Below are 11,074 nucleotides of genomic sequence, written 5' to 3' on the forward strand. Positions count from 1 at the left end.
GGAAAGTCGACTGCCATGGCCAAGATCCATCCGACCGCCATCGTCGAGGACGGGGCCGTCCTCGGCGCCGAGACGCGGGTCGGCCCCTATTGCGTCGTGGGTCCCCAGGTGGTGCTCGGCGACGGCGTCGAACTGGTCAGCCACGTCAGCCTCGCCGGCCTCACCGAGATCGGCGAAGGCTCGAAGATCTATCCCTTCGCCTCGATCGGCCATCCGCCGCAGGACCTGAAGTACCACGGCGAAGAGAGCCGGGTGGTGGTCGGGCGCCAGACGACCATCCGCGAACAGGTGACGATCAGCCCCGGCACCGAGGGCGGCGGCCTCCTGACCCGGGTCGGCGATCACTGCCTGCTGATGGTCGGCGCCCATGTCGCCCACGACTGCAAGGTCGGCGACCACGTCATCCTGGTCAACAACGCGACGCTGGCCGGTCACGTCTCGGTCGGCGACCACGCCATTCTCGGCGGGCTCTCGGCGGTCCATCAGTGGGTACGGATCGGCGCCCATTCCTTCCTCGGCGGCCTGTCGGGGCTGGAGAACGATCTGATCCCCTACGGCTCGGCGATCGGCGACCGCGCCCGGCTCGGCGGCCTCAACATCGTCGGGCTCAAGCGCCGCGGCTTCGAACGCGAGAACATCCATCGCCTGCGCGCCGCCTATCGCATGCTGTTCTCGGAAGAGGGCACGCTGCTCGAACGGGTCGAGGACGTCGCGACGATGTTCGCCGACGAGCCGCTGGTGATGCAGGTGGTCGAGTTCATCCGCGAGGGTGGCGACCGCCGCGTCTGCATGCCGCGGTCGGGCCGCGAAGGATGACCACGTGAGGGGCGCGCGGCCGGAGATCGACCCCGCCCGACGGCCGTTGGCGATCCTCGCCGGCGGCGGCGCCTTCCCGCTGCTGGTCGCCGAGGCAGCTGTCCGCGCCGGCCGGCCGGTGGCGATCTTCGCCATCCGCGGCGAGGCCGATCCGGCGATCGAGGCCCATCGCCATCGCTGGATCGGCCGTGGCCAGTTGGGCACGCTGCTCTCGGGCATGCGCCGGATCGGCGCGCGCGAGTTGGTGATCATCGGCGGCATCCGCGCCCGCCGCCTGCCGCGTCTCTCAGAACTCGATTTCACCGGCATCTGGGTGGTGCTGCGCAACCTGCGCATCCTGCGCCAGGGCGACGACGGCCTGTTGCGCAAGATCGCCAAGCTGATCGAGGCGCGCGGCGTGACCATCGTCGGCGCCGCGGAAGTCGCCCCGGAGCTCCTGATGCCCGCCGGGCCGCTCGGGCGCCTGGTGCCGAACGCGCGCGACCAGATCGACATCGCCGCCGGTCTGCCCGAGGCGCGTCGCCACGGCGCCGCCGACCTCGGCCAGGCGGTGATCGTCGTCGACGGCGTGGTGGTGGCGCACGAGGGCCCGCAGGGCACCGATGCGATGATCTCGGCCTTCGAGGCCGGCCGCGGCCGGCTGGAGGCGCCGTCGGGCGTGCTGGTCAAATGCGCCAAGCCGACCCAGGACCGGCGGCTCGACATGCCGGCGATCGGCCCCGACACGGTGCTGCAGGCGGCCCGCGCCGGGCTCGCCGGCATCGCCGTGGAGCAAGGGGCGGCCCTGGTCGCCGATCGCGCCGCGGTCGCCGGGGTCGCCGACACCCGCGGCATCTTCGTGGTCGGCATCGGCGACGGTGATCCGACGCTCGCCGCGGACGGAGAGGGAGCCCCATGAGCGCGCCCCTGTCGATCTATGTGGTGGCCGGCGAAGCCTCGGGCGACGTGCTCGGCGCCCATCTCGCCGAGGCCCTGGCGCGGCGGCTCGGCGACGGCGTGGTGTTCGCCGGGGTCGGCGGCCCGGCGATGGCGGCGGCGGGGATCGCCTCGCTGTTTCCCATGGCCGACATCGCGGTGATGGGCATCGGCCCGGTGCTGGCCCGCCTGCCGACCATCCTGCGGCGGATCCGCGAGACGGCGGAAGCCGCGATCGCCGCGCGCCCCGACGTGCTGGTGCTGATCGACAGTCCCGACTTCTGCCACCGCGTCGCGGCGCGGGTGCGGCGGGCACGGCCCGATCAGAAGATCGTCCTGTGGGTGTCGCCGACGGTATGGGCGTGGCGGCCGGGGCGGGCGAAGAAGATCGCCAAGCTCGCCGATCGCCTGCTGGCACTCCTGCCCTTCGAGCCGGCGGTGCACGCCGTGCTCGGCGGCCCGCCGACCACCTATGTCGGCCATCCCTTCCTCGACGACCTCGCCGCGGTCCGCCCGGAGGGCGCCCGCGCGCTGCCGCGGCCCGGCGAACGGCCCTTGCGCATCGTCGTGCTGCCGGGCAGCCGGCGCTCGGAGATCTCGCGGCTGATGGCGCCGTTCGGCGCGGCCCTGGGGCGCGTCCAGGCGGCGCTGGGGCCGCTCGAGGTGACTTTGCCGGCGGTCGACCATCTCGCCGCCGAAATCGCCGCCAGGGCCGCCGAATGGCCGGTGACGCCGAACCTGGTCGCCGGGCGCGACGCCAAATATGCCGCCTTCCGTGACGCCGACGCGGCGCTCGCCGCTTCCGGCACGGTGACGCTCGAACTGGCGCTGGCCGGACTGCCGGCGGTCGCCGCCTATCGCCTCGACGCCCTCGGCCGGCTGGTGAAACACATGATCCGGGTGCCGGTGCCGGTCCAGCCGATCCTCACCGTGCGCTCGGTGCTGCTGCCCAATCTGATCGTCGGCGAGAAGGCGATGCCCGAATTCATCGACGACGACTGCCGGCCCGACACGCTTGCCGCGGCGCTCGGCGCGCTGCTCGTCGACGGGCCGGAGCGCAACCGCCAGATCGAGGCCTTCGCGCGGCTCGAGGCGCGGATGCGCGCGGGCGTGCCCGGCAGCCCCGCCGACGCCGCGGCCGACGCCGTGCTCGAGGTCGCGGGACGCTGATCCCGGCCGCCGTCGCGCGGCCCGGACCCGGTCGGACACACGGCGCTCCGCCGAGCGCATCTCTGCACACACCCGGCAAACGAAAGAGGGCGCCTCGCGGCGCCCCCTCGGATGTCACACGAAAATGATCGCTCAGGCGCGGTCGTCGAGCAGTACGTAGGGGCGCTGCGGGGCGCCGGTGTAGAGCTGACGCGGACGGCCGATCTTCTGATGCGGGTCCTCGATCATTTCCTTCCACTGGGCGATCCAGCCGACGGTGCGGGCCAGCGCGAACAACACGGTGAACATCGAGGTGGGGAAGCCCATCGCCTTGAGGGTGATGCCCGAATAGAAGTCGATGTTCGGGTAGAGCTTCTTCTCGATGAAATACTCGTCGTGCAGCGCGATGCGCTCCAGTTCGACGGCGACGTCGAGCAGCGGATCGTCCTTGATGCCGAGGGTCGCGAGAACCTCGTGGCAAGTGTGCTGCATGATCTTGGCGCGCGGATCGTAGTTCTTGTAGACCCGGTGACCGAAGCCCATCAGACGGAACGGATCGTTCTTGTCCTTGGCGCGGGCGACGAAGTGCGGGATGCGATCGACGGTGCCGATCTCCTGCAGCATCTGCAGCGCCGCTTCGTTGGCGCCGCCATGCGCCGGTCCCCACAGGCAGGCGATGCCGGCGGCGATACAGGCGAAGGGGTTGGCGCCCGACGAGCCGGCGAGGCGGACGGTCGAGGTCGAGGCGTTCTGCTCGTGGTCGGCGTGCAGGATGAAGATCCGATCGAGCGCGCGCGCCAGAACCGGGTTGACCTTGTACTCCTCGCAGGGAATGGAGAAGCACATCTTCAGGAAGTTCGAGGTGTAGTCGAGGCTGTTGGTCGGGTACACGAAGGGCTGGCCGATCGTGTACTTGTAGGCCATCGCGGCGATGGTCGGCATCTTGGAGATCATGCGGATCGAAGCGACCATCCGCTGATGCGGGTCGGTGATGTCCAAGCTGTCGTGATAGAACGCCGCGAGCGCACCGACGTTGCCGACCATGATCGCCATGGGATGGGCGTCACGGCGATAGCCGGTGAAGAACTTCGCCATCTGCTCGTGCACCATGGTGTGCCGATAGACGCGGGATTCGAAGTCGGCGTGCTGCGCATGGGTCGGCAGATCGCCGTAGAGCAGCAGATAGCAGGTCTCGAGGAACGAGCCGTGCTCGGCGAGCTGTTCGATCGGATAGCCGCGGTGCAGGAGCACGCCGGCGTCGCCGTCGATGTAGGTGATCTTGGATTCGCAGGCCGCGGTGCTGGTGAAGCCCGGGTCGTAGGTGAAGCAATGCGTCGACCCATAGAGCTTGGTGATGTCGATGACATCGGGGCCGATCGACCCGGAATGGATCGGCAGGACCATCGACTTTTCGCCGATGGTGAGTGTCGCAGACTTATCGCTCATGCGGAGTACCCCCGAAGCGGATGATCGACCACGGTGACGGCTTGCGCCTTCGTTTGAACCGGTTCGTTTCGACCGGTCGACGAGGAGAGATCTTCGATCTCCACCGAGCGCGCCCAAGACCGAGCCCTAGCCCATTCGCGCCGGAGGGACAAGCACTTCCTACGGATGACCGAACGCGCCGGCTGCCCAAAGGTTCGGCGCTTCAAGCCCCTACCGTTGCTGCGAACGAATCGGTTCGCATCGCAACACGGCCCGCCGCGGCCGCCCGGTCCCCCGGCGGTCAGACCGCCAGGCGATCGGCGATGCGCCCGAGGCTCTCGTCGCGACCGAGCACCGCCAGCACGTCGAAGATGCCCGGCGAGGTGGTGCGGCCGGTCAGGGCGGCGCGCAGCGGCTGGGCCGCCTTGCCGAGCTTGACGCCGGCTTCCTCGGCATAGGTGCGCACCACGCCCTCGGTGCTCTCGGTGGTCCAAGTGTCCAACGCCGCGAAGCGCGGCGCCAACGCCGCCAGCACCGCCAGACCGGCCGGGTCGAGCAACGCCGCCGCCTTGTCCTCGAGCGGCAGCGGGCGTTCGGCCCAGAGATACCGGGCGCCGTCGAGGAGCTCGACCAGCGTCTTGGCGCGCTCCTTCAGCCCCGGCAGCGCAGCGCGCAGGCGGGCGGCGAGGTCGTCGTCGAGGCGGGCGAGCAGGGCGCGGCCGTCGGGCGTGTGCGGTAGGAAGGCCAGGAACGCCGCGTAGAGCGCGTCGTCCGGGGTCGAGCGCATGTAGTGGCCGTTGAGGTTCTCGAGCTTGGCGAAATCGAAGCGCGCCGCGCTCTTGTTGACGTCGGCGATGTCGAACCAGGCGATCGCCTGCTCGAGCGAGAACATCTCGTCGTCGCCGTGGCTCCAGCCGAGGCGGGCGAGGTAGTTGAGCAGGGCCTGGGGCAGGTAGCCGAGCGCCCGATAGGCGTCGACGCCGAGGGCGCCGTGGCGCTTCGACAACTTGGCGCCGTCGGCGCCGTGGATCAGCGGAATGTGCGAGAAGCTCGGCACCGTCCAGCCCATCGCCCGGTAGATGCCGGTCTGGCGGGCGGCATTGGTCAGGTGGTCGTCGCCGCGGATCACGTGGGTGACGCCCATGTCGTGGTCGTCGACCACCACGGCGAGCATGTAGGTCGGCGTTCCGTCGGAGCGCAGCAGCACGAAGTCGTCGAGCACGTCGTTGCGGAACACCACGCGGCCCTGGACGCGGTCGTCGATCACCGTCTCGCCGTCCTGGGGCATCTTCAGGCGCACCACGAAGGGCACACCGGCCGGCGCCTCGGCCGGGTCGCGGTCGCGCCAACGGCCGTCGTAGCGCGGCGGCCGGCCTTCCTTGGCGGCGAGCTCGCGCATCTCGTCGAGCTCGGCGGCGGTGGCCCAGCAGCGATAGGCGTGGCCGGCCTCGAGCAGGGCGTGGGCGACTTCGGCATGGCGGGCCATCCGCGCGAACTGGAAGATCGGCTCGCCGTCGCCCTCGAGGCCGAGCCAGCGCAACCCGTCGAGGATCGCGTCGATCGCGCCGTCGGTGGAGCGTTCGCGGTCGGTGTCCTCGATGCGCAACAGCATGCGACCGCCGGTGTGGCGGGCGTAGAGCCAGTTGAACAGCGCGGTGCGGGCGCCGCCGATGTGGAGATAGCCGGTCGGCGAGGGAGCGAAACGGGTGACGACGGAATCGGCCATGTCGGAAGCGGTCTCGATGACGAAAGGGGAGGGGGTGGACCGGTTTCGGTCGTCGGGACCGATGGTCAGGAGCACGGGCGTTCCTGTAGCATGATCGTGGCGAAATTCCCAAGAGGCAGTCGGCGTGACCGGGGCGGAGCTGCATCCGGGCGGATCGATCGGGGCGACGGTGCCGGCGGGCAGCGGCGCTGCGCCGCTCGCGTCGCTGGCGATCGCCGGCTCGTGGCGGCTGCGGCTCGCCGCCTTCGCCCGGCGGGCGGCGGACGCGGTCGAGGACGACCTCGGCGACGGCCTCGGCGGGCCGCTCCTGGTGGTGGTCTATGCCTTCGGCATCGCCGCCTATTTCACCGTGCTGAGCGAGCCCTGGCTGCCGGCGAGCGTCGCGGTCGCGCTGGCGGCCATCGTCGCGACGATGATCCTGCGCCGGCGCGGGCATGCGGCGCGGGGGCTGGCGGTGTTCGCGGCACTCGCCGCCGGGGTGGCGAGCGGCTCGCTCGAGACCCGGCGCTGGGCGGCGCCGCGCCTCGACCACGCGCGCACCGTGACGGTGACCGGCCGGGTGGTCGATCTCGACGCGACGGTGCGCGGCGGCACCCGCCTCGGCCTCGCGGTCACCCGCATGGAGGGGCGCGGCCTGACGCCGGAGACCACGCCGCGGGTGATTTCGGCGACGCTCGCCCCTTACGCCGCGGCGCCGCGGGTCGGCGACGGCGTCACCTTCCGCGCCCGCCTGAAGCCGCCGGAGGGACCGGTGCTGCCGGGCGGCTACGATTTCGCCCGCCGCGCCTATTTCGAAGGGCGCGGCGCCTCCGGCTACGTGCTCGGGCGGGCGTCGCCTGCCGACGTCGGGCCGCCCTCGACCCTCGACCGGCTGCTCGCGCCGATCGGCGATCTGCGCCACACCATCGCCGACCGGGTGCGCGCCAGCCTGCCGGGGGCATCCGGGGCGATCGGCGCGGCGATCATGGTCGGCGAGCAGCGGGCGATCCCCGACGCCGCGGCGGAAGCCCTGCGGGCCTCGGGCCTGACCCACATCGTGTCGATCTCCGGCCTGCACATGAGCCTGGTGGCGGGCGGGGTGATCGCCACGATCCGGCTGATCCTCGCCGCCTTTCCGGCGATCGCCCTGCGCTTTCCCATCCGCAAGTGGGCGGCGGCGGCGGCGATTCTGGTGACCACGGTCTATCTGCTGCTGTCGGGCAACCAGGTGGCGGCGCTGCGCTCCTACCTGATGCTGTCGGTCGCGCTCGTTGCGGTGATGCTCGACCGGCCGGCGCTGACCATGCACACCATCGCCGTCTCGGCGGCGGCGATCCTGGTGGTCGATCCGTCCGCGGCGATGGAGCCGAGTTTCCAGATGTCCTACCTCGCGGTGATCGCGCTGGTCGCCTCGTGGGACCTGTGGCGGCTGTGGCTGGAGCGGCGGCCACCGCCCGAGCGCGAGGCGGGGCTGGTCGCCCATGCGCTGCACGGCGTGGCGATGCACGTTCAGGGCTTGGCCTTCTCGTCGCTGATCGCCGGGCTCGCCACCGCGCCGGTGATCGCCGGGGTGTTCTTTCGCGGCGCGCCCTATTCGATCCTCGCCAACATGATCGTGCTGCCGGTCACCGGCCTGCTGATCATGCCGGCGGCGGTCTTGGCGGCGCTGGCGATGCCCTTCGGTCTCGACGCCTGGCCCCTATGGGCGATGGGTCTGGGCATCGACTTCATGGTCGCGGTCGGGCGCTGGGCGGCGGCGCTGCCGGGCGGCGCCGGGCTGATCGGCGCGCCGCATCCGGCGATGATGCCGCTCGGCATCGTCGCGGTGCTGTGGCTGTCGGTATGGCGCAGCAAACTGCGTCTGCTCGGGCTGGTCCCGGCGCTCCTGGCGACGGCGGCGCTGTTCATGGGCCCGCGCCCGGACATATCGATCGGCCGCCACGGCTCGCCGGTGGCGGTGCGCGACGCGACCGGGCGGCTGCACGTGCTGGCGACCCGCCAGGATCGCTTCGACACCGCCAATTGGCTGGCGGCCGCCGCCGATTCCCGCCCACCCGACGATCCCACGCTCGCCGCCGGCTGGCGCTGCGACCCGCTCGGCTGCGTCTTCCGGCTCGCCGCGGGAAGCGGGGCGCCGACGGGGGCGGATCCGACGGCGCGGAGCGACGGGTCGGCCGCTTCCGCTTCCGCGCGGCAAGGGGCGGATGACGGGGTTTCCCCAACGACCGGCCAGCCGCCGAACCAGCCGACGGCGGGACGTCCGCCCGGGGAGGCGGCGGTCGCGGCACGCGACCTGGGCGAGGACGATCTGGTGATCGCCGTGGTGCGCCATCCCCGCGGCTTCGACGAAGACTGCCGTCGGGCGGCACTGATCGTCACCGCATTGATCGCACCGGACGGCTGCCGCGCCCGCACCACGGTGATCGACCGCATCGACCTCGCGACCTCCGGCGCCACCACCTTGCGGTTCACCGGCCCGCCGCTGCGGCGCGCGCTGGGCGGACCCGCGCCGACCGCCGTCGCGCCGACGCCCGCGCCGCTCGATCCGACCGCCGAGCCCGGACTCGATCCAATCGCCGATCCCGTTTTCGGCCGCGCCGCCGGTCCGCCGGGGGAGGGGATCGTCGGCCCGGGACCCGAACCGGGTGCCGGATCGGCGCGCACCGGCCCGACCGTCGTCTCGACCGCCGTCGGCGCTCCGGTGACGACCGAGCCTGCCGCCTTCACGCCATCTGCGGCCCCGAAGTCGCCCCCGATCGTCGCCGGAGCGGTCGAAGCCGTTGCCGTCCTGGAACCGCCGATCGTCGCGCGGCCCGTGGCGATCACCACATCGCTGCCGTCGCCGCCGCGACCCTGGACCCCGGTCGATCCGCTCGCCGCGGCGATCCGCGCCGCGCGCGGCGAAGCCGCCTCCATCGCGGCGGCCGATGCCGCAGCGGCGAGCGCGACCGTCGAAGCCGAGACCGCGGCAGCGGGGCCGCCGTCGGCGCCGGCCGTCGACGACTGGTAGGGCGCCCCACCGTGTCGTGGCGAGCGCGAACGGCGCGACTCCGGTCACTCCCGATCGGGCACGCGGCGCCGAAGCCCGCGCACCGTCGGTGGATGCACACGGCCGCGCCCACGTCGAACCCGCCGCGTCGCCGCACCCTTCGTCCGACCCGCTCGGGCCGCGTTCAGTAGCGGCGGATCAGTCCGACCAGCCGGCCCTGCACCTTGACCCGATCGGGGCCGAAGATGCGGGTCTCGTAGGCCGGATTGGCGGCCTCCAGGGCGATCGAGGCGCCGCGCTTACGCAGCCGCTTCAAGGTCGCCTCCTCCTCGTCGACGAGGGCGACGACGATGTCGCCGGTGTCGGCGCTGTCGGAACGTTTGATCACCACCGTGTCGCCGTCGAGGATCCCGGCCTCGATCATCGAGTCGCCGCGCACCTCGAGGGCGAAGTGCTCGCCCGCGCCGACCAGATCATAAGGAACCGGAATGGCATGGGTGTAGGTCTGGATCGCCGAGATCGGCGTGCCGGCGGCGATGCGGCCCATCACCGGCACCGAGACGATCTCGGCCCGTTCGCCGTCACTGGTCGTGACGCTGCGTTGTCGCCCGAGGCTGCCTTCGATCACCGAGGGCGAGAAGCCCTTTCCGGGGGCCGTCGTGGCCCGCGACGCCGCCGCCAGACTCGGTGCGACCGATTCGGGCAGGCGTACGACCTCCAGCGCGCGCGCTCGATTGGGCAGGCGCCGGATGAATCCGCGCTCCTCGAGGGCGGTGATCAGACGATGGATCCCCGACTTGGAGCGCAGGTCGAGCGCATCCTTCATCTCGTCGAAGGACGGCGGAACGCCGGTCTCCTTCAGCCGCTCGTGGATGAACATGAGGAGCTCGTACTGCTTGCGGGTCAACATCGGCCCGATCCCCGTCTCCGCCACCCGCCCTCGGTTCCCCGAGTCGGGCGCTCCCCCTGCGTCGGATCGGGCAGGGCGTCGCGCCCTCGCTTTCGGTCCGCCGTTTCGTACCCTCCCACCCGCAGCGATTCCGAAGGACCGGGCCTGCGGATCGGCGGTGACGAGTCGGGTACAAATCACGAACCGAAACTACACGTTCTCTGGTTGTTCTGCAAGGGGTAAAGCGAGAACCTGGGAAAATACCAAACCTATTGCCTTGCACCCGTTCGTGAATTCGCTTTGGCTAACGAGTGCGATCGGAGGTCGGGGCCTTCAGTAGGCGGACGCTATCTGCTGATCGGAGCTTGCGTGCGAGGGCATCCGCATCGGCGGGTTATGCGGAAGTGGTCAGAATGAACAGAGAGTCGAAGCTGAGCTCTCCTCGCTTGGACCACCGATATTGGACCCGCTCCGTCACTTGATCTTGCCGGCGATGTAATCGGCCCGAGCTCTAAAACTATCCTCCTCAGCGTCCTTCAATGCTAACCGAACTTCGGCAAGGTACCGTCGGCCGCGCCCGGATCGCGCAGCCTCGTCAATCAACGAGATTGCGAGGGCGCCATCATCGGTGAGGCGGCCAAAGGTTTCGGGATCGAGATGACGGTCGATGAATGCATCGACGACGGTCTCTCTCAGCCGCGAGCAATTGTCCCAACCGAACCACCCACCCCAACCAAGGCGCGAGGATACCAAGCGCTCCGCTTCGGCGGAAAGTCTGCTCATCTCTAAGGACCGATACACTTTTGTGTAGGAAAACCCGAACAGCCATGCCTGAGATCGTGATCGGCGCCCTAGCGCTCGGGCCATCAAGAATGCGGCGAGGAAATCCTCATCCATCTGCCCGACCGGTTCTCTCGCGGTTCGTACGGCGATGAGCCATTGAGGTGGTCCCCGTCTGGCGGGCAGTTCGGTAAGCTTGGGTCGACCTGAGAGAAGGACGATCCCGATGACGGGGAAGCGGAAGCGGTATTCGGCAGATTTCAAGGCGAAGGTCGCGCTGGAGGCGATCCGGGGCGAGGCGACCGTGGCGCAGCTGACGGTCAAGTACGGCGTCCATCAGACGATGATCAGCGCGTGGAAGAAGCAGGCGGTCGACGGAATGTCAGGCGTCTTCTCCGGGAAAGCC

9 protein-coding genes are annotated in these 11,074 nt (G+C 70.6%); 5 read left to right on the forward strand and 4 right to left on the reverse strand.

The genetic code is table 11. The annotated features are described in order from the left end of the window. Positions 1 to 15 precede the first annotated feature (15 nt). The 3 genes from lpxA to lpxB are packed head-to-tail and all read left to right on the forward strand — an operon-like array spanning position 16 to position 2,901. A complete protein-coding gene (gene lpxA / locus EYW49_RS09480) occupies positions 16 to 816 on the forward strand; it encodes an acyl-ACP--UDP-N-acetylglucosamine O-acyltransferase (RefSeq protein ID WP_131308778.1) in 801 nt (266 codons plus the stop codon). Between the two features lie 4 nt (positions 817 to 820). After that, the gene (locus EYW49_RS09485) at positions 821 to 1,714 is read left to right on the forward strand and encodes an LpxI family protein (RefSeq protein WP_131308781.1); all 894 of its coding nucleotides are present in this window, start codon (positions 821 to 823) and stop codon (positions 1,712 to 1,714) included. Next, positions 1,711 to 2,901, forward strand: coding sequence for a lipid-A-disaccharide synthase (gene lpxB, locus EYW49_RS09490; protein WP_131308784.1), 1,191 nt, complete (start codon positions 1,711 to 1,713; stop codon positions 2,899 to 2,901). Before EYW49_RS09485 ends, lpxB begins: the two co-directional genes overlap by 4 nt. A gap of 132 nt (positions 2,902 to 3,033) precedes the next feature. Here lpxB and gltA read toward each other — a convergent pair whose 3' ends face one another. Both gltA and gltX read right to left on the reverse strand, forming a co-directional pair. Then, positions 3,034 to 4,326 carry a citrate synthase gene (gene gltA, locus EYW49_RS09495; RefSeq protein WP_131308787.1) on the reverse strand — a complete coding sequence of 431 codons (1,293 nt, stop codon included), beginning with the start codon at positions 4,324 to 4,326 and terminating at the stop codon, positions 3,034 to 3,036. 280 nt (positions 4,327 to 4,606) lie between these two features. Then, a complete protein-coding gene (gltX, locus tag EYW49_RS09500; RefSeq protein ID WP_131308790.1) occupies positions 4,607 to 6,031 on the reverse strand; it encodes a glutamate--tRNA ligase in 1,425 nt (474 codons plus the stop codon). A 124-nt stretch (positions 6,032 to 6,155) separates the two neighbouring features. Here gltX and EYW49_RS09505 point away from each other — a divergent pair, with 124 nt between their 5' ends. Next, a complete protein-coding gene (locus EYW49_RS09505) occupies positions 6,156 to 9,020 on the forward strand; it encodes a ComEC/Rec2 family competence protein (protein WP_131308793.1) in 2,865 nt (954 codons plus the stop codon). 163 nt (positions 9,021 to 9,183) lie between these two features. On the opposite strand, the gene lexA is transcribed toward EYW49_RS09505, so the two are convergent. Together lexA and EYW49_RS09515 are read right to left on the reverse strand one after the other, a co-directional pair. Then, positions 9,184 to 9,909, reverse strand: coding sequence for a transcriptional repressor LexA (gene lexA / locus EYW49_RS09510; RefSeq protein WP_131308796.1), 726 nt, complete (start codon positions 9,907 to 9,909; stop codon positions 9,184 to 9,186). A gap of 453 nt (positions 9,910 to 10,362) precedes the next feature. Then, positions 10,363 to 10,785, reverse strand: a complete 423-nt coding sequence (locus tag EYW49_RS09515) for a hypothetical protein (RefSeq protein WP_131308801.1) — start codon at positions 10,783 to 10,785, stop codon at positions 10,363 to 10,365. A gap of 109 nt (positions 10,786 to 10,894) precedes the next feature. Here EYW49_RS09515 and EYW49_RS09520 point away from each other — a divergent pair. Beyond that, a partial coding sequence (locus EYW49_RS09520; protein ID WP_131308803.1) for a transposase occupies positions 10,895 to 11,074 on the forward strand: 180 nt, incomplete at its 3' end.

The sequence above is a fragment of the Siculibacillus lacustris genome (assembly GCF_004328075.1).
GTDB classification, from domain to species: domain Bacteria; phylum Pseudomonadota; class Alphaproteobacteria; order Rhizobiales; family Ancalomicrobiaceae; genus Siculibacillus; species Siculibacillus lacustris.